This is a genomic window from Bradyrhizobium sp. BR 10261, from assembly GCF_019455395.1.
Classification (GTDB): domain Bacteria; phylum Pseudomonadota; class Alphaproteobacteria; order Rhizobiales; family Xanthobacteraceae; genus Bradyrhizobium; species Bradyrhizobium manausense.
Genome location: NZ_JACOFQ010000023.1, coordinates 106,375 through 133,081, shown reverse-complemented (window position 1 = coordinate 133,081; position 26,707 = coordinate 106,375). Strand labels below are relative to the sequence as shown.

Annotated in this window: 22 protein-coding genes, 1 tRNA gene and 1 riboswitch; of the genes, 13 read left to right on the top strand and 10 right to left on the bottom strand. The window is 66.0% G+C overall.

All coding sequences use genetic code 11. From position 1 onward, the window contains the following. Nucleotides 1-63: 63 nt before the first annotated feature. The 4 genes from HYH07_RS25255 to HYH07_RS25240 all read right to left on the bottom strand — a co-directional run bounded on the left by HYH07_RS25255 (nt 64) and on the right by HYH07_RS25240 (nt 4,151). A tRNA-Thr gene (locus HYH07_RS25255) sits at nt 64-139 on the bottom strand. Nucleotides 140-240: 101 nt separating this feature from the next. After that, complete coding sequence (locus tag HYH07_RS25250) at nt 241-2,034, bottom strand: heme biosynthesis protein HemY (protein ID WP_220005036.1); 1,794 nt, start codon at nt 2,032-2,034, stop codon at nt 241-243. Nucleotides 2,035-2,069: 35 nt separating this feature from the next. After that, nucleotides 2,070-3,323 carry a COG4223 family protein gene (locus HYH07_RS25245; protein ID WP_220005035.1) on the bottom strand — a complete coding sequence of 418 codons (1,254 nt, stop codon included), beginning with the start codon at nt 3,321-3,323 and terminating at the stop codon, nt 2,070-2,072. Between the two features lie 66 nt (nt 3,324-3,389). Further along, complete coding sequence (locus HYH07_RS25240) at nt 3,390-4,151, bottom strand: uroporphyrinogen-III synthase (protein ID WP_220005034.1); 762 nt, start codon at nt 4,149-4,151, stop codon at nt 3,390-3,392. Between the two features lie 150 nt (nt 4,152-4,301). On the opposite strand from HYH07_RS25240, the gene tsaD reads away from it, so the two are divergent. Genes tsaD through HYH07_RS25225 form a run of 3 tightly spaced genes read left to right on the top strand, consistent with a single transcriptional unit; the run spans nt 4,302 to nt 6,774 of the window. Further along, nucleotides 4,302-5,375 carry a tRNA (adenosine(37)-N6)-threonylcarbamoyltransferase complex transferase subunit TsaD gene (tsaD, locus tag HYH07_RS25235; protein ID WP_220005033.1) on the top strand — a complete coding sequence of 358 codons (1,074 nt, stop codon included), beginning with the start codon at nt 4,302-4,304 and terminating at the stop codon, nt 5,373-5,375. A 2-nt stretch (nt 5,376-5,377) separates the two neighbouring features. Further along, a complete protein-coding gene (locus tag HYH07_RS25230; RefSeq protein WP_220005032.1) occupies nt 5,378-6,358 on the top strand; it encodes an NAD(P)H-dependent glycerol-3-phosphate dehydrogenase in 981 nt (326 codons plus the stop codon). Between the two features lie 2 nt (nt 6,359-6,360). Beyond that, on the top strand, nt 6,361-6,774 hold the full coding sequence (locus HYH07_RS25225) for an EVE domain-containing protein (protein ID WP_220005031.1): 414 nt from the start codon (nt 6,361-6,363) through the stop codon (nt 6,772-6,774). 3 nt (nt 6,775-6,777) lie between these two features. Here the strand turns inward: HYH07_RS25225 and HYH07_RS25220 are convergent, their stop codons facing one another. Beyond that, entirely contained in the window at nt 6,778-7,869 is a 1,092-nt protein-coding gene (locus tag HYH07_RS25220) for an adenylate/guanylate cyclase domain-containing protein (protein ID WP_220005043.1), read from the bottom strand. A 101-nt stretch (nt 7,870-7,970) separates the two neighbouring features. On the opposite strand from HYH07_RS25220, the gene HYH07_RS25215 reads away from it, so the two are divergent. Next, nucleotides 7,971-8,426 carry an SRPBCC domain-containing protein gene (locus tag HYH07_RS25215; protein WP_220005030.1) on the top strand — a complete coding sequence of 152 codons (456 nt, stop codon included), beginning with the start codon at nt 7,971-7,973 and terminating at the stop codon, nt 8,424-8,426. A 79-nt stretch (nt 8,427-8,505) separates the two neighbouring features. Here the strand turns inward: HYH07_RS25215 and HYH07_RS25210 are convergent, their stop codons facing one another. After that, nucleotides 8,506-9,675: a DNA topoisomerase IB gene (locus tag HYH07_RS25210; protein WP_220005029.1), complete on the bottom strand. Its 1,170-nt coding sequence runs from the start codon at nt 9,673-9,675 to the stop codon at nt 8,506-8,508. A 417-nt stretch (nt 9,676-10,092) separates the two neighbouring features. On the opposite strand from HYH07_RS25210, the gene acs reads away from it, so the two are divergent. Both acs and HYH07_RS25200 read left to right on the top strand, forming a co-directional pair. Next, on the top strand, nt 10,093-12,039 hold the full coding sequence (gene acs / locus HYH07_RS25205; RefSeq protein ID WP_220005028.1) for an acetate--CoA ligase: 1,947 nt from the start codon (nt 10,093-10,095) through the stop codon (nt 12,037-12,039). A gap of 357 nt (nt 12,040-12,396) precedes the next feature. Further along, nucleotides 12,397-12,912, top strand: a complete 516-nt coding sequence (locus HYH07_RS25200) for a L,D-transpeptidase (protein WP_220005027.1) — start codon at nt 12,397-12,399, stop codon at nt 12,910-12,912. A 56-nt stretch (nt 12,913-12,968) separates the two neighbouring features. On the opposite strand, the gene HYH07_RS25195 is transcribed toward HYH07_RS25200, so the two are convergent. Further along, entirely contained in the window at nt 12,969-13,559 is a 591-nt protein-coding gene (locus HYH07_RS25195; RefSeq protein ID WP_220005026.1) for a thermonuclease family protein, read from the bottom strand. A gap of 58 nt (nt 13,560-13,617) precedes the next feature. Beyond that, nucleotides 13,618-13,827, bottom strand: coding sequence for a DUF1674 domain-containing protein (locus HYH07_RS25190; protein WP_220005025.1), 210 nt, complete (start codon nt 13,825-13,827; stop codon nt 13,618-13,620). Nucleotides 13,828-14,015: 188 nt separating this feature from the next. Here HYH07_RS25190 and HYH07_RS25185 point away from each other — a divergent pair, with 188 nt between their 5' ends. The 3 genes from HYH07_RS25185 to purH all read left to right on the top strand — a co-directional run bounded on the left by HYH07_RS25185 (nt 14,016) and on the right by purH (nt 18,993). Then, nucleotides 14,016-15,362 (top strand): RsmB/NOP family class I SAM-dependent RNA methyltransferase, encoded by a 1,347-nt coding sequence (locus HYH07_RS25185; protein ID WP_220005024.1) that lies wholly within the window; start codon nt 14,016-14,018, stop codon nt 15,360-15,362. A 154-nt stretch (nt 15,363-15,516) separates the two neighbouring features. Continuing rightward, the gene (locus tag HYH07_RS25180) at nt 15,517-17,235 is read left to right on the top strand and encodes a heparinase II/III family protein (protein WP_220005023.1); all 1,719 of its coding nucleotides are present in this window, start codon (nt 15,517-15,519) and stop codon (nt 17,233-17,235) included. 59 nt (nt 17,236-17,294) lie between these two features. After that, nucleotides 17,295-17,376, top strand: a riboswitch (ZMP/ZTP riboswitch). A gap of 24 nt (nt 17,377-17,400) precedes the next feature. Further along, on the top strand, nt 17,401-18,993 hold the full coding sequence (gene purH / locus HYH07_RS25175) for a bifunctional phosphoribosylaminoimidazolecarboxamide formyltransferase/IMP cyclohydrolase (protein WP_220005022.1): 1,593 nt from the start codon (nt 17,401-17,403) through the stop codon (nt 18,991-18,993). A 112-nt stretch (nt 18,994-19,105) separates the two neighbouring features. On the opposite strand, the gene HYH07_RS25170 is transcribed toward purH, so the two are convergent. Further along, nucleotides 19,106-20,494: an MFS transporter gene (locus HYH07_RS25170; protein WP_220005021.1), complete on the bottom strand. Its 1,389-nt coding sequence runs from the start codon at nt 20,492-20,494 to the stop codon at nt 19,106-19,108. A gap of 97 nt (nt 20,495-20,591) precedes the next feature. Between HYH07_RS25170 and ggt the strand changes: the two genes are divergently transcribed. Further along, the gene (gene ggt, locus HYH07_RS25165; protein WP_220005020.1) at nt 20,592-22,343 is read left to right on the top strand and encodes a gamma-glutamyltransferase; all 1,752 of its coding nucleotides are present in this window, start codon (nt 20,592-20,594) and stop codon (nt 22,341-22,343) included. Nucleotides 22,344-22,439: 96 nt separating this feature from the next. Next, nucleotides 22,440-23,735, top strand: coding sequence for an MFS transporter (locus tag HYH07_RS25160; RefSeq protein WP_220005019.1), 1,296 nt, complete (start codon nt 22,440-22,442; stop codon nt 23,733-23,735). 118 nt (nt 23,736-23,853) lie between these two features. Here HYH07_RS25160 and HYH07_RS25155 read toward each other — a convergent pair whose 3' ends face one another. Next, a complete protein-coding gene (locus HYH07_RS25155) occupies nt 23,854-24,519 on the bottom strand; it encodes a glutathione S-transferase family protein (protein WP_220005018.1) in 666 nt (221 codons plus the stop codon). Nucleotides 24,520-24,667: 148 nt separating this feature from the next. On the opposite strand from HYH07_RS25155, the gene HYH07_RS25150 reads away from it, so the two are divergent. Then, nucleotides 24,668-25,264 carry a DUF2239 family protein gene (locus tag HYH07_RS25150; RefSeq protein ID WP_220005017.1) on the top strand — a complete coding sequence of 199 codons (597 nt, stop codon included), beginning with the start codon at nt 24,668-24,670 and terminating at the stop codon, nt 25,262-25,264. A gap of 89 nt (nt 25,265-25,353) precedes the next feature. Then, nucleotides 25,354-26,688, top strand: coding sequence for an MATE family efflux transporter (locus HYH07_RS25145; RefSeq protein ID WP_220005016.1), 1,335 nt, complete (start codon nt 25,354-25,356; stop codon nt 26,686-26,688). Nucleotides 26,689-26,707: the final 19 nt, after the last annotated feature.

The following is a 26,707-nucleotide window of genomic DNA, read 5'->3' as shown; positions in this document are numbered from 1 at the left end:
GGTTGTCACCCATGTCTCAGGTACAATCTGTTACCCATGTGTCAGGGCCGGACATGCGAAGGCTGGTGCCGCAAGAGGGATTCGAACCCCCGACCCCGTCATTACGAATGACGTGCTCTACCGACTGAGCTATTGCGGCGAACCCTGCCGGGGCTTGGCGCGAAGCCGGCCCCGATACGCGCGCTCCTGATATCGGGCATGGCCCGAATTGGCAAGGACAAGCGGCAGGCGAAATGCGGCTCAAGCGCCCCAGCGGGACCAGAATCCGCGCCAGCCGCCGGCCTGGGCCTTCGCATGGTCCCTGGGCGTGCCGATTTGTTCCGTAAATTCATCGCTCGGACCGTCGTCATCGATGCCGGGATCATCGGGCGCACGGACGATCGGGATCACGGTCTGGATCGGCGCCTGTGCCGGCTTGCCGAGATCGGCGCGGGTGCGGAACACCGGGGTCGCCGCTGATGGCGATGATTCGGCGGCTTCAGGGGCCGGCTCGACCGGCTCGGGAGGCACCGCCGCGGGCTCTTCCTTGGCGGTTTCCTTGGCGGTTTCTTTGGCGGTTTCTTTGGCCACCGGCGGCGCGTTGTCCTGCGCGGCCGGCGCGGGGGCTGGATCCGGCGCCGGCGCGATCACGACCGGTTCCGCAGGCCCCTCATTGGCCATCGTCACCCGCTTCGGCGGCGGGGCGGCAAGCATGGCCTCCTCGAAGGCCGAGGATTCGATCGTCGTCCCCCTGTCCGAGGGCAGGCTCGCCACCGGCGTCTGCCATTGGAAGGCGTCCAGCCGGCCGGTCACGGGGGAGACAGGACGCCAGCGGTCGCTGACATAGCCGTCCGCGGTCCAGGCCGGGTCATGGCGGGCGCGGACCGCACGCAGGGTCCAGGCGCGGGCACGGCCGCTGTCGCCGTGCTCGGCGCGCTCGATCTCAGCCATCAGCAGCGCCACGCGCTGCGTCGGATTGTTGACATAAGGCGACAGCACCTCGCGCGCACGGGCGAATTCGGAGGCATCGATCGCGGCGCGCGCGATCGCGAGCTGTCCCTCGACATGGCCGGGCTTGTCGGCGGGCGTCTTGGCCGCGAGCGTCTCGACCCGCTGCAGGCGCTGCCGCGCGGAATCGCCGAGCTTCACATGCGCGTAGGCATCGGCGAGATCGGGATGCGGATTGGCGAGCCAGGCGGCCTCGACCAGCTTCATGGCGCGGCGCACCTGATGCGCCTCACTCTCGAATTTCGCGGCAAGCACCGCGGCCGGCACCAGCGTCGGCGCGAGCTTGACCGCTTCCATCACGCTCTCTCGCGCGACGTCGCGGTCCATAGTCTCCAATTCCAGCGCGCGCGCCGTGAGCAGCACGCCGCGCTGGCGGCGGTAGGCTTGCTTGTCGATCAGACGGGCGGACAAATTCGAATCGAGGATCGCGAGCGCGCCGCTCCAGTCGCCGCGCGCGCAGCGGAAGCCGAGCACGGCATGCGAGGCCCAGGTCGAGGATGGCGACAGCTTGAGCGCTTCCTGCGCGATCATGACAGCACCGGCCGCATCGTCGGCGCGCTGCGCCTCGATGAACAGGCCGCGCAGGCCGAGCAGCCGCGTATCCTCACGCTCGGCCATGGCGCGGAAGGCGCGCTGCGCCTCGTCGCGATTGCCGTCGAGCTGGGCCGATTGCGCGTGCAAGAGCAGCGCGAGCGGATCATCCGGCGTGTGCCGCCGCGCCGCGTCAGCATGACGGCGGGCGAGCGCGGTATCGCCATGACCGATCGCGAGCAGACCGTGGGTGATGGCGTGGCGCCCCCGCGCATGACGCTTCTCACGCCGGCGGCGGCGCACCCGTCCCGGCATTCTCCAGATCGCGGTTAGGATGCTCCACAGGAACACCACCAGCACCGCGAAGATACCGAGGCAGAGCACGAACACCGGGATGCTCGGCGAAGCGCGCCAGCCGCCCCAGGTCAGCACCACGTTGCCGGGCTGATCGGCGACCCAGGCCGCGCCGGCGCCTGCAAGCGCAATCAGAACAAGGAAGAGGACGATGCGAAGCATGGTGATCCCCATACGCGCGGAGTGTTGCGCGAGTCTTATTGAGCAGGCTTGGTGAGACCAGCCAGAGCGTCGTCGGCGAATTTGCGGGAGGCCGCGAGCGCGGCGTCGCGGGCATCGGCCTTGTCGAGCCAGGCCTGCGCCGGCGCGCGATCAGCTTCGGGCAGCGCCTTCAGTTCGCGGCGCGCCTCGGCGAAATCATTGCGCAGCGCCGCCGCCGTGACCCGCGCGACGACGGCGCCGCGGTCGTTGCCGGCTCCGTCGGTGCGCTCGATGCGGACGAGCTTCGACGCCCCGGCCTGAAGACGCTCGACGATGCCGGCATTGCCGCTCGGCGCTTCCGGCGGCGGCGACAGCTTCGGCACGATGTTGAGGAGCTCGCGGGTCAGAGCAACCGGCGTCGGAATGCCTGATGCGGCGAACGCATCGAGCGGTTTCAAGACCTCGGGCTTCGCTGCAAGCGACCGCGCCGCGGCGAGCTGTGCCTCATAGGGATCGTTATGGCGAACGGCGACGTCGAGCAGCGTGGCGGCAACCACATGGCGCAACGGCCTGTCGTCCATCGCTTTCGCGTCGGCGATCTTTTCGCCCTGCTGCGCGAGCTCGGCGCGGGCGGTCGTGCTGGCGCGCTCGAGCTGGGAGATGCGCGCGTCGAGGGCGGCGAGGCTGGACGAAGGCACTGTGTCGCGCGGCGTGGATCTGGCATCGTTCAATGCGCTCGCCGTCTTGTCGGACTGCGCGCGCAGATTGGCGATATCGCCGCGCAAGGTGCCGACGGATTTTTCCAGCGCATCGAGCCGCGCGACAACAGCCGGATCGGCGGCGGGCTTGCCCGCTTTGGCTTCGACTGCGGCGACACGTCCGCTCAGCGCATCGACGGCTGCACTCGTCACCTGTGGCGCGGCCGGCGGCGCCTGCACCGCGGGCCAGCCCAGCATCCAGCCGACCGCAATCACAACCGCAGCTGCAACGGCGCCTGAAAATGGCGCGATGACCCAGGGCGAAATGGCTGTAGGCGCAGCGGCGGCCTGAGCCTCATCGCGCTCCGGCTCCGCCTTGGCGGTTTCGACCTTTTCGGGTTCGACCTTGGCGTCCTCGGCACTGGCCTGCTCCGCATTGGCCTGCTCGACCGACGGCGCCGCCTCCGGCTCGACCACCACGTCCTGGGGCTGGGTGGTGACTTCGGTCGCCTCGAGGTCGATGGTCGGAGGGATGCGCTTGGCACGGCCGGGCTCCGGGGGCATTCCGGCGTCTTCAGGCTTGCCTGCGTCTTCAGGCTTGTCGTCGGCCATCGTGACGGTTCCTCACACTTGCATTACCAGAGACGAGCCCGATTGCGTCGGATTCGGCCCGTCCTCTTACGCCAAACGGGTCCGCAAAGCACGCTCCAAGGCGTCGAACAGGGCATTTTCGTCCGGGGTCGCGGCGACCAGGACCTGCGATGCTCCGGCATCGCGCAGCACGCTTGCGACCGTCTCGGACAGGCAGCATTGCGGGACTGCCAATGCCGAAATTTCGACACCCTCGTCCCGGGCCGCATCCAGGAAGGCCCGCGCGCTGCGCCTGGAGTAATGCAGCACCGCCTCGATGCCATGGGCGGCGAAGCCTTTGCAGACCTCGCGCGGCAGAATCTTGACCGGGGCCATGCGATAGGTCGTCTGCGTGATCACGCTAAACCCCTCGGCGCCGAGCTCGCCGCCGAGATCCCGCGACAGATCCGCCCCCGCAAGATAGAGTAGCGTGCTTTTCTTGCCGACGCGCTTGTCACGCACAGCCCGCATCACCCTGTCGCGCAAGGATGCGGCATCGCCACCGGCGACGATCACGTTCGTAAAGCCGAATTCGCGCGCCACGGAAGCCGTGTGCTCGCCGACCGCGAACAGCGGCAGCTCCACGAGGCCAAGGTTCTTTAGGCCAGGATCTTGCAATTGCGGCGCGACGGCGCGGATTGCATTGGCCGATGTGACGATGATGGCGCCGTAGCCGGCCTCGCTCTCGTCATGGAAGGCGACCGGCTCGAACTTGAGCACCGGCGCGAGCAGCACCACATGTCCCCGCGCGCGCAGATTTTCCGCCGTTGCCGCGTTGTCGGGATGCGGCCGTGTGACAAGAATGGACATCGCGCTGTTCCCGAACCACGTGGCGGTGGAGCATTCGCGCGGGATGGCGGCGCGTGACGATTGCCTAAGCCAACCCCGGAATGCTACCGCGTTAGCAGAACTCTGCTTTCCGGATGAGCGCAAGGGCGCAAATTGGATAACAATTCGCCAATGCTGGTACTGGGCATCGAGACCACCTGCGATGAGACCGCGGCGGCCGTGATCGAGCGCGTGCCCGACGGCAGCGGCCGGATTCTGTCCAATGTCGTGCGATCGCAAGTCGAGGAGCATGCCCGCTTCGGCGGCGTCGTGCCGGAGATCGCTGCGCGCGCCCATGTCGACCTGCTCGACGGCATCATCGATCGCGCCATGAGCGATGCAGGCATCGGCTTCGCCCAGCTGGACGGTGTCGCGGCCGCTGCAGGGCCGGGCCTGATCGGCGGCGTCATCGTCGGGCTCACCACCGCGAAGGCAATTGCGATGGTGCATGACACGCCGCTGGTCGCGGTCAATCATCTCGAGGCGCACGCGCTGACGCCTCGTCTCACCGACGGCATCGAATTTCCGTATTGCCTGTTCCTCGCCTCCGGCGGCCACACCCAGATCGTCGCGGTCACCGGGGTCGGTCAATATGTGCGGCTCGGCACCACCGTGGATGACGCCATCGGCGAGGCTTTTGACAAGGTCGCAAAGATGCTGGGCCTGCCCTATCCCGGCGGTCCCGAGGTCGAGCGTGCCGCCGCGAATGGCGATGCCACGCGCTTTGCGTTTCCAAGGCCGATGCAGCATCGTCCCGATGCCAATTTCTCGCTGTCAGGATTGAAGACGGCGGTGCGTACCGAAGCGAGCCGGCTCACCGATGTCACGCCGCAGGACATCAGCGATCTCTGCGCCAGTTTCCAGGCTGCAGTGCTGGATTCGACCGCCGACCGCTTAAGCGTTGGCCTGAAACTGTTCCGCGAACGGTTCGGCGCGCCGCGCGCCCTGGTCGCCGCCGGCGGTGTCGCGGCCAATCAGGCGATCCGCGGCGCGCTGTTCGACGTGGCGAAGGAAGCGCAGACGCAGCTGATCATGCCGCCGCCCGCGCTCTGTACCGACAATGGCGCGATGATCGCCTGGGCCGGCGCCGAGCGCCTTGCCCTCGGCATTACCGACACGATGGAGGCGCAGCCGCGCGCGCGCTGGCTGCTCGACGCCAACGCCACGGCGCCTGATGGCTACGGCAAGACGCGGGCGGGATACTAGCCATGACCGCGTTCCGCTCCGTCGCGGTGATCGGTGCCGGGGCCTGGGGCACGGCGCTGGCGACAGTGGCCGCGCGGGCCGGACGGAACGTGACGCTGTGGGCGCGCAACGCCGAGCATGCGACGCGCATCCAATCGAGCCGCGACAATCCGCGGCTGCCGGGCGTGCGGCTGGCACCTGACATCGTGGTGACAAGCGATCTTGCGGCGGCATCGCGCGCCGAGATGCTACTGATCGCGACACCGGCGCAGCATCTGCGCGGCGCGGTCAACATGCTGGCCTCGTATCTCACAAAACCTGTCCCTGTCATCGCCTGCGCCAAGGGCATCGAACACGGCACCCATAAATTCATGACCGACGTGATCGCGGAAGCCGCGCCCCATGCGCAGCCTGCGATCCTGTCGGGCCCGAGCTTTGCCGACGACGTCGCGCGCGGCTTGCCGACGGCTGTGACGCTCGCGGCCAGGGATGACGCGCTCGCAAGCAGCCTGGTGCAGGCGCTGGGCTCACCGACATTCCGTCCCTATCATTCCACCGACATCCGCGGCGTCGAGATCGGCGGCGCGGCCAAGAACGTGCTGGCGATTGCGGTCGGGATTGCGGTCGGGCGCAAGCTCGGCGCGTCCGCGCAGGCCGCGCTCACGACCCGCGGCTTCGCCGAGCTGACACGCCTCGGCCGCGCGCTGGGCGCGCGCAGCGAGACGCTCACCGGCCTGTCCGGTCTTGGCGATTTGATCCTGACCTGCGCGAGCCCGCAATCGCGCAATTTCGCGCTCGGGCTCGCGCTGGGCCGCGGCGAGCAGCCATCCGCCGGCAAGCTGGCCGAGGGCGAGTTCACTGCACCGGTCCTGATCGAACTCGCAGCTTCGCAAGGCATCGAGATGCCGGTATCGGAAGCGGTCGCTTCGATCCTGGGCGGCCGAAGCACGATCGACGCAGCGATATCAGGGCTTTTGACCCGACCCTTCAAGGCAGAAGAATAAGCATGGCGTACTGGCTGGTGAAATCCGAACCGTCGGTGTGGTCCTGGGACCAGCAGGTCGCGAAAGGCGCCAAGGGCGAAGCCTGGACCGGCGTGCGCAACTACACTGCGCGCCAGAACCTCGTGAACATGAAGAAGGGCGACAAGGCGTTCTTCTACCATTCCAACGAAGGCAAGGAGATCGTCGGCATCGCTGAGGTCATCAAGGAGGCCTATCCGGATCCGACCGACAAGACCGAAAAATTCGTCTGCGTCGACATCAAGGCCGACAAGCCCTTGAAAACACCTGTGACGATGGCCGCGATCAAGGCCGAGAAGAAACTCGCCGAGATGGCGCTGGTGAAATATTCGCGCCTCTCGGTGCAGCCCGTGACCGCAGAGGAATGGAAGCTCGTCTGCAAGATGGGCGGGGTATAGGAGCTACAACGCTCGTCCCTGCGCCTCCGGCAGCGCGAGGACCTCGCAGGGCGAGGCAATGCCGCGCAGCTTGTGCAGGCCGAGCGCAATCAGGGGCATGTCCGTCTCGGCCGCGAGCGCGCCCGACACCAGCACGGTCCGGCCGAGCGGCTTGCACAGGCCCTCGAGCCGGCTGGCGAGATTCACGGCGGGGCCGATCGCCGTGAAGTCCAGCCGATTCGCGGCACCGATATTGCCCCAGAGCATCTCGCCGAGATGAAGCGCAGCGCCGAACGCAAGCGGCGGCAGACCTTGCGCGCCGCGCTCGGCGTTGAGATACGCCATCCCGGCCTCGGCGGCGCCTGCGGCGCGTAGAGCCGCCTCGCAGGCTCTGCGTGGCGACGCCTCGACCACCGGAAAGATCGCCAGCACGCCGTCACCGATGAATTTCAGCACCTCGCCGCCGAAGGCGTGGACGGCACCGGCGATGCGATCGAACCAGGCATCAAGCGCGGCGACGATTTCAACCGGCGGACTGGTTTCCGACAAGGTGGTGAAGCCGCGCAGATCGGCATAGAGCAGCGCGGCCTGGATGGTCTCGCCGAGGTCGCGCCGCAGGGGCGCCGCCAGCACCCGCTCGGCGCTGCGCTTGCCGAGATAGGCTTCCAGCGTCGCCCGCAACGTGGCGCGCGCAGCGAGCGCTGCGAGCGGCGTTGCGGCAAAGCGTGCGGCCTGGCGCAGCTGCTCGGTGTCGTCTGATGTGAACGGACGCGGCCCGATCCAGCCGAGCAACGGCCCATCACGCCCGACAACATCTTCGTGCACGTCGCCATCAGCGATGCCGCGCAGCCAGCGGCGGCCGGCATCGTCGGGCAAATCGGGCGCCAGCCCGCCCGGCGCAAAGCCGAGCGCCTCGATCACCCGGCCATTGTCCGCCCGCCACAGCCATGTCCGCTTGGCGATCAGCGGGTGCGGCACCTCCAGTGTCAGGGCGCCGGCGGCAAGCGGCACCCCGTCGGCGAGCAGATGCGCACCGAGTTCCGCCAGCAGGCGATCGGCGCCGGGACACTCGGAAGCGAAATCGACAAGCCAGGCAAGGGTTGGGGAGAGCTGCATGACCCGATGATGGCGAAGGAGGGCCGCCTTTGTCACGGGCAATCCTTGACGGGCTGCTTTGGCGCCGCCATGTGCCAGGATCACCTGAGGGATGATCGCCGATGACCGAGCCGTTCGTCTTGCGACGCGAGACCCAGATCGCCGCCCCGCGCGCCACCGTCTTCGCCTATTTGACCGATCCCGAGAAAATCCTGAGCTGGATGGGCTCCGATGCGACCACCGAGCTGCATCCGGGCGGACTTTACCTGCTCAAGGGCATCGGCCCGCGTGCCAGCGTCGCCCGCGGCGCCTTCCGTGAGGTCGTGCCGGTGCATCGTCTCGCCTACACGTTCGGTTGGGAGGGCGGTCAGGAAGTGCCGCCCGGCTCGAGCCTGATCGAGATCGACCTGATCGAGCGCGATGGCGGCACGTTGCTGCGCATGACGCATAGCGGGCTGCCGACCGAGGAACAGGTGGCCGCGCACGCCAAGGGCTGGGCGCATTATCTGGAGCGGCTCACCAGTGTCGCCGCCGGCCGCGATCCCGGTCCGGACAAAGGCGTCTCAGACAATATGTAGCTCTTGTAGGGTGGGCAAAGGTACGCTCCGCTTTGCCCACCTACTCCGCTTTGCCCACCTACGAGAGCACGATACGCCGTCAAACAGCCGCGGTCGCCACCACCTGCGCCAAGAGCTGCTCGCGCCTCGCTTGCGAGCGCTGGCCCTTCATGGTCGCAGCGAAGCGCTCGAGGATGCCCTCCTCGAACGCGGTGACGATGGTGTCGTGGACGTAGCTCTTGCGGCAGATCGCCGGGGTGTTGGAGAGCTTGTCGGCCGCGGCGCGAATCGCGTTCAGCACCTGCTTCTTGCGGCCGCGCTGGCTGGTCGCCGGCGTGATCCGCGACAGCGATTCGACGACGACGGCGGAGGCCATCAGCGTGCGGAAATCCTTCAGCGAAATCTTGATGCCGGCGATCTCGCGCAGGAACGCGTTCACCTGCGTGGTGCTGACCGCGCGCACGATGCCTTGGGCATCGCGATACTGGAACATGCGCTTGCCGGGGACGCCCTGCAAAATGCCGATGGCGCGCACCAGCTTGGCCGCATCGCACTCCTTGCGCACCGCCTTGCCGCCCTTCGCCTTGAAGGTCAGCACGAAGCAATCGTCCTCCAGCGTCACGTTGGACTTCAGCAGCGTGGTGGCGCCGCGAGTGCCGTTGAGACGGGCATAGGATTCATTGCCTGGACGGATCGCGGTGCGCGCGATCAGCTCGATCACCGCGGAAAGTGCAAACTCGCGCGTCGGCTCATCGCCCGACAGGAACGCCGACACCTTGCGCCGGATCTTGGGCAGCGCACCGACGAGCTTTTCCAGGCGATGCGCCTTGCGTTGCTCGCGGACCTTCTCCCAGTCGGCGTGATAGCGATATTGCAGCCGGCCGGCGGCATCGCGACCCACTGCCTGGAGATGCGAGCTCGGATCGGCCGAGTAGCGCACCTCGCGATAGGCCGGCGGCACCGCCATGGCGTGCAGCCGGCGAATGGTGCGGGCGTCGCGGATATGGGCGCCGTTGGGGCGAACGAAGGCATAGCCTTTGCCGCGCTTGATGCGGCGGATAGTCAGCTCGTTCTGGTCGCCGAGCCGCAGGCCCAGCTCCTTGGCAAGGGCCTCAACCGTCGCCGGGGAGGCCGAATCGAACACTTTCTTGGGGCTGGGACGGGTGGAACCCGATGGTTTCGGCCATTGTCCGAGGGCTTTGGCCAGCGCAATGGCAGCAGGATCGGCCGAGGCAGGCCGCATCGTCCCGAGATTCTGCTGATCCATCATAGTGTTACGCCTTGGCCCTGTGTGCTGCCGTTCAATGCCGCTGTTCTGATTTTTGTTCCAAGCCTGAGCCGGAGGGTCTCTTGGGACCCGGGTTAGCCACTTAGGGTGTTCCGAACGGCATTGCGAGTCCCGAATCAGTGAAAAGAGGTTTCTAAATACCTCCTGCGGCGCATGGGCGCCCTGCGCGGCCGCTTTTCGGCGATTTGGGTAAAGAGCCCGAAAGCCGCGCCCCCGCCTGTTTCAGATTTGCGACATCAGGCCTGTCCCGCTTGATCTTCCGCATGGTCCGCCGCTCACCGAAGGTCCAGCTTGTGATCCTTGTCGGGGGCGGTTAGCCCGACGCATAATCGTTAAACGATGATGATGAAGTCGGCTCGCCAGTCAGCTGTGCTCGGCTTGCCGTATGTGGAGGGAAGCATGTCCGAGAAGATCTACGACGTCCCCGCGGAATGGGCCAAGCGGGCCTGGGTCGACCAGGCCAAGTACAAGGACATGTACGCCCGCTCGATCGCGGACCCCAACGCCTTCTGGGCCGAGCATGCCAAGCGCATCGACTGGATGCACGCGCCGACCAGAATCGAGAACGTCTCCTTCGCGCCCGGCAACATCTCGATCAAATGGTTCGAGGACGGCATCCTCAACGTCGCCTATAATTGCATCGACCGCCATCTCGCCAAGCGCGGCAACCAGACCGCGATCATCTGGGAAGGCGACGATCCCTCGCAATCAAAGCATATCACCTACAGGCAGCTGCACGACGAGGTATGCCGGATGGCCAACATCCTGCGCACCCGCAACGTCAAGAAGGGCGATCGCGTCACCATCTATCTGCCGATGATTCCGGAAGCGGCCTACGCGATGCTGGCCTGCGCGCGGATCGGCGCGATCCATTCGGTGGTGTTCGCCGGCTTCTCGCCTGACAGCCTCGCGCAACGCATCAACGACTGCCAATCCAAGGTCATCATCACCGCGGATGAAGGCCTGCGCGGCGGCAAGAAGGTGCCGCTGAAGGCCAATGTCGATGCGGCGCTCGCCAAGGCTGACGGCGTCGACTGGGTCGTCGTGGTCAAGCGCACCGGCGGTCAGGTCGAGATGAATCCGTCGCGCGATCTCTGGTATCACGACGCCGCCAAGATGGTGACGACGGAATGCCCGGTCGAGCATATGCATGCGGAGGATCCGCTGTTCATCCTCTACACGTCGGGCTCGACCGGCCAGCCCAAGGGCGTGCTGCACACCTCGGGCGGATATCTCGTGTTCGCGTCGATGACGCATCAATACGTGTTCGACTATCACGACGGCGACGTCTACTGGTGCACCGCCGACGTCGGCTGGGTCACCGGCCACAGCTACATTCTCTACGGACCGCTCGCCAATGGCGCGACCACGCTGATGTTCGAAGGCGTGCCGAATTACCCTGACAATTCGCGCTTCTGGAACGTCATCGACAAGCACAAGGTCAACATCTTCTACACCGCGCCGACCGCGATCCGCGCGCTGATGCAGTCGGGCGACGAGCCGGTGAAGAAGACCTCGCGCGCCTCGCTCCGCCTGCTCGGCTCGGTCGGCGAGCCCATCAATCCGGAAGCATGGGAATGGTATCACCGCGTCGTCGGCGACGATCGCTGCCCGATCGTCGACACCTGGTGGCAGACCGAGACCGGCGGCATCCTGATCACACCGTTGCCGGGCGCGACCAAGCTGAAGCCAGGCTCGGCCACGCAGCCGTTCTTCGGCGTCGCGCCCGAAATCGTCGACGCCGACGGCAAGGTGCTGGAGGGTGAGACAACAGGCAATCTCTGCCTGACGCGCTCCTGGCCGGGCCAGATGCGCACCGTCTATGGCGATCATGCCCGCTTCGAGCAGACCTATTTCTCGACCTACAAGGGCAAGTACTTCACCGGCGACGGCTGCCGCCGCGACGCCGACGGCTATTACTGGATCACCGGTCGCGTCGACGACGTCATCAACGTCTCCGGCCACCGCATGGGCACTGCCGAGGTCGAAAGCGCGCTGGTCGCGCATGAGAAGGTGTCGGAAGCCGCCGTCGTCGGCTTCCCCCACGACATCAAGGGCCAGGGCATCTACGCCTATGTGACCCTGATGGCCGGCATCGAGCCGACCGAGGATCTGCGCAAGGAGCTCGTCACCTGGGTGCGCAAGGAGATCGGACCGATCGCATCGCCCGACCAGATCCAGTTCGCCCCTAGCCTGCCCAAGACCCGCTCCGGCAAGATCATGCGCCGCATCCTGCGCAAGATCGCCGAGGACGAGCCAGGCAGCCTAGGGGACACCTCGACCTTGGCCGATCCCGCCGTGGTCGATGATCTCGTCAAGAACCGGCAGAACAAGAAGTCGGCGTAGACCAGGCACCGTCATTCCGGGCGCGCGACAGCGCGACCCGGAATCTCGAGATTCTCAGGTGCGCAATTGCGCACCCTAGTTCGATGCTTCGCATCGCCCCGGAATGACTGCCTTTCGCGCCCTCACGCGCTTGTCAGCGCGCGGGGCGCCCACACCCGCATCTTTCCCGCAGAGTGTTGTTTTCAGGTCATTTACTTTATTTCGAACATTTCCTTTCTTTCCCGTGTTGGCTCGCCCCTGGCGGCCGCGCCTGGAAACCGTCCGGTCAACAAGCGCGGTTAAGAATGTCTGGGCAGGCGGGCAATTGCCGGTTTTGCGTGAATTTGGATGATCCTTTTCGGGCTGAGGGGAAAATCGATGTCGATGAAGATTGCATTGGCGCTGGCTGCCACCATCGGGGCAGGGGCCTTGATGTCGACGGCGGCCGAGGCGCGGCCGGAGATCGTTGGAACCCACCTGGAAAACTATTCGCCCGGCACCATCGTGGTCAAAACCAACGAACGTCGGCTCTATCTGATCCTCGATGACGGCCACGCCGTGCGATATCCCGTCGGCGTCGGTAAATCAGGCAAGCAATGGGCCGGCACCACCCGCATCGACGGCAAGTATCGCAACCCGGCCTGGGCGCCGCCCGCCGAAGTCAAGCGCGACAAGCCGCAGCTTCCCGACGTGATCCCCGGCGGCTCGCCGCGCAACCCGATGGGCGTTGCGGCGATGACGCTGGCCGGCGGCGAATATGCCATCCACGGCACCAATGTGCCGGGCTCGGTCGGCGGCTTCGTCTCCTATGGCTGCATCCGCATGCTCAACGACGACATCACCGATCTCTACAGCCGCGTCTCGGTCGGAACGACGGTGGTCGTGACGCGCTGATCATTGCGATCAAGCCAGGATTTGAAAAAGCCGCGTCGTCCGACGCGGCTTTTTCACTACCAGAAGCGCCAGCCGCGTCTGCACCAGCCGTCGCGATGACCGCCATTGTAGCTGCGTGCGTACCCGCCCGCGAGCATCGCCGCCGAAACGTTTGCGGTTCGTCTGGTCGCAACATCGGCGAGCACGCGTCCGTATTTTTCCGAGCCGAGATTGTAGATGGTGACGCCGCCCTGAGCGAGCAGGTTGCGCAAAGCATCGGTGGCCGCTTCCGCCTTGTCCAACTCGTCCCGGCAGGACGCCTTCATCTCGGGCGCATCGATGCCGCGCAGGCGAACCCGCGCCACGAGATCGCGTCCGTCGCCTTGATGCACGCGCGCGAGAAACGTGTCGCCGTCGATCGTGCGGATGACATCGATCGGCAAACGGCTGTCGGGATTGCCGGACTGTTGAAGAATAATCCCGGCATCCTGCGCGCGTTCATCTGCCGGAAGCGGAACTCGCCACTCGGTGCCATGCCGAAAAGCCAGCACGACCGCCACCACGACGCCGACCACGAACATCCACGGCACAAGCGCGGAAAAGCGGCGGCCGAACGGTGAGCCGCCGTAAGAAGGTCGATAGGAACGATCCGGATCGAAGCGCGACATCCGCGCACGCTAAGGCTGAGTCGGCTGCACAGACAAGCGACCGCAAAAGAGCTGCGTCTCAAAAATCCGAGGCGATGCCCTTGCGTTCCCAATCGCCGTAGCGGGTGGGCTCGGGTCCCTTCGGCCCCTGCAATTCCTTCGGCGCCGCCTTCGCATCGTCCTTGGCATGCGCCGCTGCGGCCCGCCGACGTTCCTCGGCTTCGGCCAGCGCGCGCTGCGCGGCGGGGGACAAGGGCTTGTGATCAGGGGCGGGAGGTTGGTCGTTCATGATCCATGGGTCCTAGCGCAGGATCTCGACCTGCGCGACGTCCAATAACGCATTGCTGAAATGGCTCCGGCGGGCTGAAATCGCCAGAGACCATTCTTACATTTGGCATATTCGCATGCCACAGAAGGTGTTCTCAAGGCATGCGCCATAAGGCGGAACTGCCGCCTCGCTCAGAACCTTACGTCCGCATGCCATCTCAACGTTTTGCCCCTCCGTCCGAAGTGCCCGGTCTTGCGGCGCGACGGATCGCTGCCGATATCGTCGACGGCGTCCTGCACAAGCACCGCACGCTTGATGACCAGCTCGATGGCTCCGGCGCCCATCCCGGACTGAAAACGCTCGCCGACCGCGACCGCGCGCTGATGCGGCGCCTGGTCGCAACTATTCTGCGCCGTCTCGGCACGCTCGGGCATGTGCTGTCGCGCCTGCTCGACAAAGGCATTCCGTCCGACGCGCCGCGCGCGCAGAGCGCGCTCTTGATCGGCGCCGCCCAGATTCTCTGGATGGACGTGCCCGACCACGCCGCGGTCGATCTCTCGGTTCGCCTGGTGCAATCCGATCGGCGCGCCGCGCGTTATGCCGGTCTCGTCAACGCCGTGCTGCGCCGCTGCGCGCGCGAGGGTCAAGCGCTGGTCGACGAGGTCGCATCGCAATCGCTCGACCTGCCGCCCTGGTTGCTGGCCCGCTGGAGCGCGCATTACGGCGAGGCGACCGCGCGGGACATGGTGCTGGCGCTCGGCCACGAACCGTCGCTCGACCTGACGGTGAAGTCCGATGCCGCGCAATGGGCGAGCCGGTTGCATGGCGAAGTGCTGCCGACCGGTTCGGTGCGCACGCTGCTGCACGGCTCGGTGACCATGCTGCCCGGCTTCGCCGAAGGACAATGGTGGGTGCAGGACGCCGCTGCCGCGCTGCCGGTCCGGCTGTTCGGCGACATCAAGGGCAAATCCATCGCCGACCTCTGCGCCGCGCCTGGCGGCAAGACCGCGCAGCTGGTGCTGGCAGGCGCGAAAGTCACCGCGCTCGACCGTTCGCCCGCCCGGGTGGCGCGCCTGCGCGAAAATCTGAACCGCCTGTCGCTTCAGGCCGAGACTGTCGTTGCTGACGCCGTAGAATGGACGGGGCCAGCGGACGGCTTCGATGGAATCCTGATCGATGCGCCCTGCACCTCGACCGGAACGATCCGCCGGCATCCCGACGTTGCGTGGCTGCGGCAGGAGTCCGACGTCGCCGCAATGACCGTTCTTCAGCAGCGGCTGCTGAAGAAAGCGGTCTCGTTGCTCAAATCAGGCGGGACGCTGGTCTATTGCACCTGCTCGCTGGAACCCGAGGAAGGCGAGCAGGCCATCGCCACGCTGCTGGCTGCGGAGCCTGCGCTGCGCCGGGTGCCGATCGAAGCCAGCGAGGTCTCCGGCCTCAGCGAGACCATCACGGCCGAGGGCGATCTCCGGACCCTGCCGAGTCACCTGCCGCATGCCGACCCGAAGCTCGGCGGGCTCGACGGATTTTTCGCGGCCCGGCTCGTTAAATCCTGATTTTGCACCGGATTTTAGCACCACCCTGATTCGGGGCCTTTCAAGGTGGTGTCGGCCGTGCGATTTTGGGATTAATAAGGATTCGTCGGAATCCTCTCCCCCTTCAAGGCAAGGCGTGTCGGTCGCTCAACGCAGACGTATCTCGACGCTGGTCATGAACCGCTTCGCGCGGAACATGCTCGCGCGCGCGAGCGGCGGTTCCGTTGCGCTGTCGCGGGTCTGGCCGGGCCGGACCGATCGCCTGATCATCGCGCCGCATGATTTGCGCACTGCGGATGCGACGCGCGCGGCCGAGATCTATGCCGGCCGTTTCGTCTTCGCCGGCAAGATCGTCAATTGCCATGGCCGCTCGATCTTCGACCTCGATCCGCCGTCGGAGGATTGGGAGGTCGCGCTGCTCGGTTTCGGTTGGCTGCGGCATCTGCGCGCCGCCGATACCGCGCTGACCCGCGCCAATGCGCGCGCGCTGGTCGAGGACTGGATCAGCAACCCCGCCAACAAGCGCCGGCCGGTGGCCCGCCGCGCCGACGTGCTGGCGCGACGCGTGATCTCGCTGCTGTCGCAGGCGCCGCTGGTGCTCAACGACACCGACAACAAATTCTACCGCCGTTACCTGCGCGCACTGGCGCGCGAGATCCGCTTCCTGCGTTACACCATGGTCAACATCCCCGACGGGGTGCCGAAACTCCAGGTGCAGATCGCGCTGTGCTACACCACGCTTTGCCTCGCCAATCAGGCCCGCCATATCCGCAGCGCATCGAAAAAGCTCTCCGACGAGTTGCAGCGGCAGATCCTCCCCGACGGCGGCCACATCTCGCGCAATCCGGGTGCGCTGATCGAGCTCCTGATCGACCTGTTGCCGCTGCGGCAGACCTTTGCCGCGCGCAACATCGCGCCGCCGCCGGCGCTGCTCAATGCGATCGACCGCATGATGCCGATGCTGCGCTTCTTCCGGCACGGCGACGGCAATTTCGCTTTGTTCAACGGCATGAGCGCGACGCCATCGGATGTGCTCGCGACGCTGCTCGCCTATGACGATACCCATGGCGCGCCGATGGCGAACATGCCGCACACCGGCTTCCAGCGCCTCGATGCGGGCCCGACCACCGTCATCATCGACACCGGCGCGCCGCCGCCGCCCGGCGTCAGCCACGACGCGCATGCCGGTTGCCTGTCGTTCGAACTGTCCTCCGGCATCAGCCGCATCGTCACCAATTGCGGCATGCCGACCACAGGCCGCGACAATTGGCGGCCGTTTGCGCGCAGCACCGCGGCGCATTCGACGCTGACCTATCACGACACCTCGTCCTGCCAATTCGTCGAGATGTCGGCGATGAAGCGGCTGCTGCACGGCGCGCCGATCATCAGCGGCCCTCATGAGGTCGAGAGCTATCGCGAGGTCGTCGAGGGCGGCACGCTGCTGACGACCTCGCAGAATGGCTATCTCGCCAAGTTCGGGGTGATCCATCGGCGCGTGCTGATGGTCGCCAACGACGGCACGCGGATCGACGGCGAGGACACGCTGTCGCCGCCGCAAGGCGCGCGGCTCAAGGGCGCTGACGCCGATTTCGCGCTGCGCTTCCACCTGCATCCCGCGGTGAAGGCGAGCCGGCTGTCGGATGCGCGCGGCGTCATGCTGGTGCTGCCGAACCGCGATGTCTGGACCTTCGAGGCCCTGGACGACAAGGTCGAGCTCGAGGACAGCGTGTTCCTGGCCGGCAATGACGGCCCGCGTCGCACCGCCCAGATCGTGATCCGCCAGGATGCCCGTCAGGCGCCCACGATCCGCTGGAGCTTTGTGCGCTCCACCGCCTCGCCCGCGGTCACCAATGCCCGCCGTAACGCACGGCGCGAGCCGGAACTTCCGCTGTAGACGCGCTCGATTCGGTCCCATCTCGTCGTTGTGAATACGGCCAAAAGCTGCTATCGAGCGCTCGTTCGCGCGACTGGCGACCTTGGATGGAGCACCATCGGGAAGCGCGACACATATCCGCCGCGCGCCTGGGCATAGACACTCCCTGAACAGAGGATCTTGCTCATGACTGACCATCCCCGTCGCGTCACCCGCGCCCTGCTCTCCGTCTCCGACAAATCGGGCCTGATCGAGTTCGCCAAGGCGCTTGCCGCGCATGACGTCGAACTGGTCTCGACTGGCGGCACCGCGAAGGCGATCGCCGCGGCCGGCCTCAAGGTGAAGGATGTCTCGGACCTCACCGGCTTCCCCGAGATGATGGATGGCCGCGTCAAGACGCTGCATCCGAAGGTGCATGGCGGCCTGCTCGCAATTCGCGACAACAAGGAACATGCCGAGGCGATGAAGGCGCACGGCATCGCGCCGATCGATCTCCTCGTCGTCAACCTCTATCCGTTCGAGGCGACCGTCGACAAAGGCGCCGGCTTCGAGGATTGCATCGAGAATATCGACATCGGCGGCCCCGCGATGATCCGCGCCGCCGCGAAGAACCATGACGACGTCGCGGTCGTGGTCGAGGCCGACGACTACAAGGCCGTGCTCGACGAGCTCGCTGCCAACAACGGCGCGACCACGCTGAAGCTGCGCCGGCGTCTCGCTGCAAAGGCCTATGCCCGCACCGCGGCCTATGACGCCGCCATTTCCAACTGGTTCAACCGGCAGCTCGAGATTGACGCACCCGACTTCCGCGCCTTTGGCGGCAAGTTGATCCAGTCGCTGCGCTATGGCGAGAACCCGCACCAGACCGCGGCGTTTTACGCAACGCCCGACAAGCGCCCGGGCGTTTCGACCGCGCGGCAGCTCCAGGGCAAGGAGCTCTCCTACAACAACATCAACGACACCGACGCGGCCTATGAGTGCATCGGCGAGTTCGACACCAAGCGCACCGCGGCCTGCGTCATCGTCAAGCACGCCAACCCTTGCGGCGTCGCTGAAGGCGCGAACCTCGTCGAGGCCTATCGCAAGGCGCTGGCCTGTGATTCCACCTCCGCCTTCGGCGGCATCATCGCGATGAACCGGCCGCTCGATGCCGACACCGCGCGCGAGATCACGAAGATCTTCACCGAGGTCATCATCGCGCCTGACGCCAGCGAAGAGGCGATCGCCATCATCGGCGGCAAGAAAAACCTGCGCCTGCTGCTCGCAGGCAGCCTGCCCGATCCCCGCGCGCCGGGCCTCACGGCGAAGACGGTGGCCGGCGGGCTTCTGGTGCAGAGCCGCGACAACGCCGTGGTCGACGACATGACGTTCAAGGTCGTCACCAAGCGCGCGCCGACCGAAGCCGAAATGCGCGACCTGAAGTTCGCTTTCCGGGTGGCAAAGCACGTCAAGTCCAACACCATCATCTACGCCAGGGATCTCGCCACCGTCGGCATCGGCGCGGGTCAGATGAGCCGTGTCGATTCAGCCCGGATCGCGGCACGCAAGGCGCAGGATGCGGCCAACGAGCTGAAGCTGGCGGAGCCGCTGACCAAGGGCTCGGTGGTGGCGTCGGATGCGTTCTTCCCGTTCGCCGACGGCATGCTCGCCTGTATCGAGGCCGGCGCCACCGCGGTGGTGCAGCCCGGCGGCTCCATGCGCGATGACGAGGTGATCAAGGCCGCCGACGAGCATGGCATCGCCATGGTGTTCACGGGGACAAGGCACTTCCGGCACTGATCTCACCGCCGTCATTCCGGGGCGCGCGCAGCGCGAACCCGGAATCTCGCGCAACAACCTCTGGATTCCGGGTTCATCGCTCCGCGATGCCCCGGAATGACGATGGAGAGGGCTACTCCCGCACCCGCATCAATAATGCGAATCCCGTCACGAAAAACACGACCAGCACGGCCATGCCGGCCTTCTGGCTGGCGGTGGCCGCGGTGATCACGCCGATCAGCAGCGGGCCGATGAAGGACGTCACCTTCCCGGTCAGCGCGAACAGGCCAAAATACTGCGCGATACGATCCTTCGGCGCGAGGCGGATCAGCAGCGTGCGCGAGGCCGCTTGAAGCGGACCGCCGGCCGCGCCGATCAGGCAGCCGAGCACGATATAGGCACGCTCGGCGGCGGCGCCGAACAATGGCCCGCCCGGCACCGGCGGCGCGACCTTGACGAACAACACACTGTCCTTGTCCACCAGCAGGATCGCCGCGACCGAAAGCAGCAGGATCAGCATGCTGCCGGCGATGACGCGCTTCGGACCAAGGTAGTCATCGAGCTTGCCGCCAAGCCAGGCACCAAAGGTGCCGGCGATGGCGAGGATAATGCCGAACGTGCCGATCTGGATCGTGTGCCAGCCAAAGGTGCCGGCCGCATAGATGCCACCGAAGGCGAACAGCGAGACAAGACCATCCGTGTAGATCATGTTGGCAAGCAGAAACGCGGCGAGCGATTTCTGCTGCGGCAGATCCTTCAGCGATTGCTTGAGATCAGCTAGTCCTTCGTACAGCGCCTCGCGCACCGGGCGCTTGGCCGGATAATCCGGCGTGAACAAGAACATCGGCGTTACGAAAACGATGAACCAGAGCCCGGTCAACGGTCCCGCAGCACGATCGCCTTCATGGGTGACGGGATCGAGCCCGAACAGCGGCGTGAAGCCGAGCAGCGTGCGGCCGGTCTCGGGGTTGGCGGCGAAGAAGCCGAGCACGATGATCAGGCTGACGATGCCGCCGATGTAACCGGTAGCCCAGCCGGTACCGGAAAGCCGGCCGATGCGGTCGGGCGGCACCAGCGTCGGCATCATGGCATTGTTGAACACGGTGGCGAATTCCGCGCCGACGCTGGCAAGCGCAACCGCAATGAGCAACGGCGGAATGATGGCGTGATCGCCGGGCTTGCCGATCCACAACGCGCATGAAGCCACCACCAGAACTGCGCCGAACGAGGCGATCCACGGCTTGCGGCGGCCGGAGGCATCCGCGATGGCGCCAAGCACCGGGGACAACAGCGCAATCGCCAGGCCAGCTGCTGCCATCGCAAAGCCCCACAACGATTGCCCCGTGGCAGGATCCGGCGCGACGTTGGTGGCGAAATAGGGCGCGAACACGAAGGTCGTGATCAGCGTGAAATAGGGCTGCGCGGCCCAATCGAAGAAGATCCAGCTGATGACGGCGGCGCGCGGCGGATAGGTTCGCAGGGCGCCGGCCAGGCGCGCATCGGAGGCGGTCGTCGTCGTCACGCAGTCCTCATCACAAACAGTTTTGCCGCTCTTGGCGCAAACCGTATAGCATTGTTGCGACGCGTTTGAACTGGCCTGAAGGCTTGGCGGAAATTTGATGATGGCGTCATTTTCGACACGACGTGCTTTTTTCGCGCTGATCGCCACTCTGGCGTTTGGGCTTGCAGCGGCAACCGCTCAGGATGCGCGGCGAGCCTATGTGCCGCCCGCGCTGGACGCCGTGCACGCCATCCCCGCCGAGCATGGCATGGTGGTGGCACAAGAGAAGATCTCGGCGCAAGTCGGCGCCGACATCTTGCGGCGCGGCGGCAATGCCGTCGACGCGGCCGTCGCCACCGGCTTTGCGATGGCGGTGACGTATCCGCGCGCCGGCAATATCGGCGGTGGCGGCTTCATGGTGATCCATTCCGCCGACCGCAATGAGGACGTCGCGATCGACTATCGCGAGACCGCACCTGCGGCAACGACGGCGCAGATTTTCCTCGGACCCGACGGCAAGCCTGATCCCGCCAAGTCGCGCGATTCCGGGCTCGGCATCGGTGTGCCCGGCACCGTCGCAGGCCTGGCGCTGGCGCTGGAAAAATACGGCTCCGGACAATTCACGCTCGCGCAATTGCTCGAACCTGCGATCGCACTCGCCCGCGATGGATTTGTCGTCACCGACGACATGGCCGACACGCTGCCGGGTTGGTATCCGCGACTGGCACGCTTTCCAGCGTCAGCCAGGATTTTCGCAAAGCCTGATGGCGCGCCGCTTGGCGAAGGCGACAGGCTGTTGCAGCGCGACCTCGCCGACACGCTGGCGAGCATCGCGGCCCAAGGTGTGCGCGGATTCTACGAGGGTCCGGTGGCGGAGCAGATCGCCAAGGCCGTCTCCGACGCCGGCGGCATCATGACGCCGGCCGATCTGAAGGCCTATCAGCCGGTGATCCGCACCCCGGTGCACGGCACCTATCGCGGCTACGACATCGTCTCGATGCCGCTGCCGTCCTCCGGCGGCGTGGTGCTGATCGAGACGCTCAACATCCTCGAAGGCTTTCAGCTGGCGGATATCAAGCAGGGATCGCCAGCATCGTTGCATCTCCTGATCGAGGCCATGAAGCGCGCCTATGCCGATCGCGCGCGCTTTCTCGGCGATCCGGCCTTTGTCAACGCGCCGATCGATACGCTCATTGCGAAGGACTATGCTGCCAAGCTCCGCACCGGCATCTCCATCGAGCACGCCACGCCGTCCAGGGACCTTGTTGCGAGCGCGGCCTCGCCACGCGAGGGCAGCAACACCACGCACTACTCGGTCGTCGACAGCCGTGGCAACGCCGTCAGCAACACCTACACGCTGAACTTCAGCTACGGCATCGGCCTCGTTGCCGACGGCACCGGCGTGCTGCTCAACAACGAGCTCGACGATTTCACTGCTGCCGTCGGCGCTTCCAACGCCTACGGTCTCGTCGGCTATGAGGCCAATCTGCCCGGGCCCGGAAAGCGGCCGCTGTCCTCGATGTCGCCGACTATCGTGCTGAAGGACGGCAAGCCGGTGCTGGTGACGGGCTCGCCGGGCGGCAGCCGCATCATCTCGACCGTGCTCCAGGTCATCGTGAATGTGCTCGACTACAGGATGGACGTCGCGGCCGCCGTGGCGGCGCCGCGGCTGCATCATCAATGGCTTCCGGATGAAGTGCGCATCGAACGTGGCTTCCCCGACGACGTGCTGGCCGAGCTGAGGGCGATGGACCATCCCATTGTCGAGCCGATGGGACAGACGTCGGCCAATTCGATTGCCGTGACGCCGAACGGCCCGCTCGGGGCGCCCGATCCGCGCACGCGCGGTGCGGACGCCGCGGGACAGTAACCCGCTCCCGCATGGCACAACGGCGCGCGCTGGCTTGCGCCGGCCGCCGCGCGTGCTACCACCGGCCAATCAAAAGAATTTGCCGGGGAAACGCACATGACAGCAGCCGATCCGCTCCAGCGCATCGAACGCGCCGAGATCGAAGACACCAGCCTTCTTGCTTTCTATCGCGACATGAACGTCGCCGAGCGCCGCACCTTCTGGGCCTGTGCAGCCGGCTGGGCGCTCGACGGCATGGACTTCATGATCTACCCGCTGGTGATCGGCACCATCATCGCGCTGTGGAAGGTCGATGCGGCCTCGGCCGGCCTTGCCGGCACGGTGACGCTGCTCGCCTCCGCCATCGGCGGCTGGCTCGGCGGCTATCTGTCCGACCATATCGGCCGGGTCAGGACGCTCCAGATCACCATCATCTGGTTTTCGTTCTTCTCGCTGGTTTGCGCAATCGTGCAGAATTTCGAGCAACTCCTGATCGCGCGCGCAGTGCTCGGCCTCGGCTTCGGCGGCGAATGGGCCGCCGGCGCCGTGCTGATGGGCGAGGCGATCCGGCCGCAATATCGCGGACGCGCCGTCGGCTCGGTGCAGTCGGGCTGGGCCGTCGGTTGGGGCCTTGCCGTGCTCTCGCAGGCGATCCTGTTTTCGCTGATGCCGGCGGAGACGGCCTGGCGCTGGATGTTCGTGATCGGGGCGCTGCCGGCGCTGCTGGTGTTCTATATCCGCCGCTCCGTCACCGAGCCGGAGATCGCGGCCGCCGCACGCGCCAAGCACGCGGAAACGGGCAGTCATCCCAAGCTGTGGGAGATCTTCACCTTTCCGATCGTGAAGACCACGGTGCTGGCATCGCTGATGGCGACGGGCTGCCAGGGCGGCTATTACGCCATCACTTTCTGGGTGCCGCAGTTCCTGACCAAGGAGCGGCATCTGTCGATCGTCGGCTCAACCGGCTATCTCTCGACGCTGATCATCGGCTCGTTCATCGGCTATCTGGTCGGCGCCTGGCTTGCCGACCGAATCGGACGGCGCAATCTGTTCCTGATCTTCTCGATCGGCGCGATCGCCGTGGTGCTGCTCTACACGCAGCTGCCGCTCATCAACGAGATCCTGTGGGTGCTGGGCTTCCCGCTCGGCTTCTTCGCCTCGGGCTATTTCTCGGGGGTCGGCGCGTTCTTGACCGAGCTCTATCCGACGCGCCTGCGCGGCTCCGGCCAGGGCTTCTGCTACAATTTCGGCCGCGGCATCGGCGCGCTGTTTCCGTTCCTCGTCGGCGCACTCTCGGCGACCACGTCGCTGGCCAATGCGATCGCGATCTTCGCGGTGGTGGCTTACGCGGTGTTCTTCATCGCGGCGTTCGCGCTGCCGGAGACACGCGGGCGGGTGTTGCACGCGGATTAGTGAGTTGCTGTCGTCCCGGGGCACGCGAAGCGTGAACCCGGAACCTCGAGATTCTCAGGTGCGCAATTGCGCACCATAGTTCGGTGCTGCGCACCGCCCGGAATGAGGGGAAAGAGACCTACCGCCCCACCTGATACGGCCCGCCCTTCTCCAGCGCTCGCGCATAGGCTGGTCGCGCATGGATGCGCTCCAGGAACGCCATCGCCTTGGGATGGCCTTGCTCAAGCCCGCCGCGCGCTTGCGCGGCTTCCAGCGGGAAGCTCATCTGGATGTCGGCCGCGGTGAACTCGTTGCCGGCGAACCATTCGCTCTTCGCAAGCTCTCCTTCCCAATAATCCATGTGCTGCTTGAGCTGCGGATTGACCAGCGCGGTCAGCGCCTGGTTCGAGACCTTGCGCACCAGCGGGCGCAGCAGCGCCGGCGCGCGCTTCGGCATCAGCGTGAACAGCAGTTTGAGCAACAGCGGCGACATCGCCGAGCCTTCGGCGTAGTGCAGCCAGTAGGTAAAGCGCAGCCGTTCCGGCGTATCGGGCGGCGGGATCAGCCGGCCGTTGCCGTAGGTCGCAACGAGATATTCGATGATCGCACCCGACTCGGCGATGGTGTTGCCGTTGTCGGTGATGACGGGCGACTTGCCGAGCGGATGGATCGCGCGCAGCTCCTTGGGCGCGCGCATATCGGGCTGGCGTTGATAGCGCACGATCTCGTAGGGCACGCCCAACTCCTCGAGCAGCCACAGCACCCGCTGCGACCGCGAATTGTTGAGATGGTGGACGGTCAGCATCGCGAAATCCTCAAGGGCCCGGGTGGTCGGTCGGCCGTGTACCTGCCAGCCCGGGAACACAATGTCGAGCCGGTTGGCCGGTTATTTTCACCCGGGTATATTGACGATCGCTATTTACCCGGGTATTAAAGCGGCCATCGCAGTCAATATGGCAATGATTTCAATGCTGAGGACTTTCACCGCCTTCCAGGGGCAGCGTCGCCTGGTGTCCGGGCCGGCTGGAGAAGTCGCGCTGGTCGTCAAGCGGGTCGCGCCGCGGCCGGACGAGGCCATCATCATCTTCTCGGACGCCACGGGCCGATCGATCGACTTCGACCTGCGCGGCGGCGATCGCGAGGTGCTGGCGCGGCTGGCGAAGCAGGTTCCGCCGCCGGTCGAAGAGACCGAGCCGCCGGCCGAGCCGCGCGGGCGCGGCCGGCCGAAGCTCGGCGTGGTCGCGCGCGAGGTGACGCTGCTGCCGCGGCATTGGGAATGGCTCAATGCGCAGCCCGGCGGCGCATCGGTCGCGCTGCGAAAACTGGTCGAAGAGGCGAGGCGCGCGCGCGGTGACAAGGACCGCGAGCGGCAGGCGCGCGAAGCGGCCTATCACTTCATGTCGACCATGGCCGGCAATCTCGCACAGTTCGAGGAAGCTTCGCGCGCGCTGTTCGCCGATGACCGGCGCCGCTTCACCGGACTGATTGCCGACTGGCCGGCTGACATCCGCGACCACATCGTCAAGCTCGCTTACAGCGACCGCGCGTAAGCCGCGCGCCGCTCTCCAACCACCCCATCGACGGCCGAGCCGCGCGTTCCGCGGCAACGGCTTTGCTCGCCATGACGAAAGGCCCATCCATGTCTGTTCCAAACCCGCTCTGGCAAACTTTCCTGCGCTTCCTCGCGCCGCTGATGCTGAGCAACGCGCTGCAATCGCTGTTCGGAACCGTCAGCAACGTCTATCTCGGCCAGATGATGGGCGTTGATGCACTCGCTGCGGTCTCGACGTTCTTCCCGGTGTTCTTCTTCCTGTTCGCCTTCGTCATGGGCTTGAGCACGGGCGCTACCGTGCTGATCGGCCAGGCCTTCGGCGCGGGCAAGCACTTCAGGATCAAGATGGTCGCCGGCACGACCCTCGCGGTCGGCCTGCTGCTCTCGATATCAGTGGGACTGGTGGGTGGTCTGCTCAGCCGGCAATTGATGATGGCGTTCGCAACGCCTGCGGACATTCTCGTTCCTGCCAGCGCTTATGCGCGGGTCATGCTGCTGACGATGCCGCTCGGCTTCACCTTCCTGCTGATGACGGCGATGATCCGCGGCGTCGGCGATGCCGTGACACCGCTGCTGGCGCTGGCGTTGTCGACCACGATCGGCTTGATCTTGACGCCGATGCTGATCCACCTCGACATCGGCATCACCAGCCCGGCTTGGGCCGCCGCGATCTCCAACGCAGTGACGCTGATCGTGCTGGGCGTCTATCTGCTGCGAAAGAAGCACGCGCTTGCGCCGGACGCGGCACTGCTGCGCCATGTCAGGCTCAATCGCGCCATGATCGGGCAGATCCTCGGCATCGGCCTGCCGAGCGCCATCGGCATGGTGGTAATGGCCATCGCCGAACTGGTTTTGCTCGGCCTCGTCAACGGCTTTGGTTCCGATGCGACCGCTGCGTATGGCGCCGTCAACCAGGTGATGGGCTACACGCAGTTCACGGCCATGTCGATTTCGATCGCGGTTTCGATCCTCGGCGCGCAGGCGGTCGGCAGCGGCGACCGGGCGCGGCTCGACGGCATCGTCCGCACCGGTCTTGCGTTCAATCTCGTGCTGACCGGCGGGCTGGTGGCGCTGATCTATATGGTGCCGCGCGCCGTGCTCGGCATTTTCATCACCGACGGTGCCGTGCTCGACCTGGCGAAGGGCCTCCTCTTCGTCGCCTTGTGGAGCTCGGTGCCGTTCGGACTTGCGACGACGTTCTCCGGCGCGATGCGCGCGGCGGGCGTGGCGCTGGCGCCGATGCTGCTGTCGATATCAGCCATTGTCGCGATCGAGCTGCCGTCGGCGGTGATCCTCAGCCGCGCGATCGGCCTCCAGGGCGTATGGGCCGCCTATCCGATCGTGTTCTGCGCCATGTTTCTCTTGCAGATGGGCTATTACCTCCTGGTGTGGCGCAAGCGGGCGATCCAACGTCTGGTCTGATCAGCAAGATATTATGACC

Bases quoted from the DNA above. Each gene is read 5' to 3' on its own strand.
- HYH07_RS25220 (WP_220005043.1), bottom strand. From the start codon at position 7,869: ATGCAGCTCTCCCCAACCCTTGCCTGGCTTGTCGATTTCGCTTCCGAG.
- ggt (WP_220005020.1), top strand. From the start codon at position 20,592: ATGATGGCGTCATTTTCGACACGACGTGCTTTTTTCGCGCTGATCGCC.
- HYH07_RS25160 (WP_220005019.1), top strand. From the start codon at position 22,440: ATGACAGCAGCCGATCCGCTCCAGCGCATCGAACGCGCCGAGATCGAA.
- HYH07_RS25250 (WP_220005036.1), bottom strand. From the start codon at position 2,034: ATGCTTCGCATCGTCCTCTTCCTTGTTCTGATTGCGCTTGCAGGCGCC.
- HYH07_RS25145 (WP_220005016.1), top strand. From the start codon at position 25,354: ATGTCTGTTCCAAACCCGCTCTGGCAAACTTTCCTGCGCTTCCTCGCG.
- HYH07_RS25190 (WP_220005025.1), bottom strand. From the start codon at position 13,827: ATGAACGACCAACCTCCCGCCCCTGATCACAAGCCCTTGTCCCCCGCC.
- acs (WP_220005028.1), top strand. From the start codon at position 10,093: ATGTCCGAGAAGATCTACGACGTCCCCGCGGAATGGGCCAAGCGGGCC.
- HYH07_RS25225 (WP_220005031.1), top strand. From the start codon at position 6,361: ATGGCGTACTGGCTGGTGAAATCCGAACCGTCGGTGTGGTCCTGGGAC.
- HYH07_RS25230 (WP_220005032.1), top strand. From the start codon at position 5,378: ATGACCGCGTTCCGCTCCGTCGCGGTGATCGGTGCCGGGGCCTGGGGC.
- HYH07_RS25210 (WP_220005029.1), bottom strand. From the start codon at position 9,675: ATGATGGATCAGCAGAATCTCGGGACGATGCGGCCTGCCTCGGCCGAT.
- HYH07_RS25245 (WP_220005035.1), bottom strand. From the start codon at position 3,323: ATGGCCGACGACAAGCCTGAAGACGCAGGCAAGCCTGAAGACGCCGGA.
- HYH07_RS25215 (WP_220005030.1), top strand. From the start codon at position 7,971: ATGACCGAGCCGTTCGTCTTGCGACGCGAGACCCAGATCGCCGCCCCG.
- purH (WP_220005022.1), top strand. From the start codon at position 17,401: ATGACTGACCATCCCCGTCGCGTCACCCGCGCCCTGCTCTCCGTCTCC.
- HYH07_RS25185 (WP_220005024.1), top strand. From the start codon at position 14,016: ATGCCATCTCAACGTTTTGCCCCTCCGTCCGAAGTGCCCGGTCTTGCG.
- tsaD (WP_220005033.1), top strand. From the start codon at position 4,302: ATGCTGGTACTGGGCATCGAGACCACCTGCGATGAGACCGCGGCGGCC.
- HYH07_RS25155 (WP_220005018.1), bottom strand. From the start codon at position 24,519: ATGCTGACCGTCCACCATCTCAACAATTCGCGGTCGCAGCGGGTGCTG.
- HYH07_RS25200 (WP_220005027.1), top strand. From the start codon at position 12,397: ATGTCGATGAAGATTGCATTGGCGCTGGCTGCCACCATCGGGGCAGGG.
- HYH07_RS25195 (WP_220005026.1), bottom strand. From the start codon at position 13,559: ATGTCGCGCTTCGATCCGGATCGTTCCTATCGACCTTCTTACGGCGGC.
- HYH07_RS25240 (WP_220005034.1), bottom strand. From the start codon at position 4,151: ATGTCCATTCTTGTCACACGGCCGCATCCCGACAACGCGGCAACGGCG.
- HYH07_RS25180 (WP_220005023.1), top strand. From the start codon at position 15,517: ATGAACCGCTTCGCGCGGAACATGCTCGCGCGCGCGAGCGGCGGTTCC.
- HYH07_RS25150 (WP_220005017.1), top strand. From the start codon at position 24,668: ATGGCAATGATTTCAATGCTGAGGACTTTCACCGCCTTCCAGGGGCAG.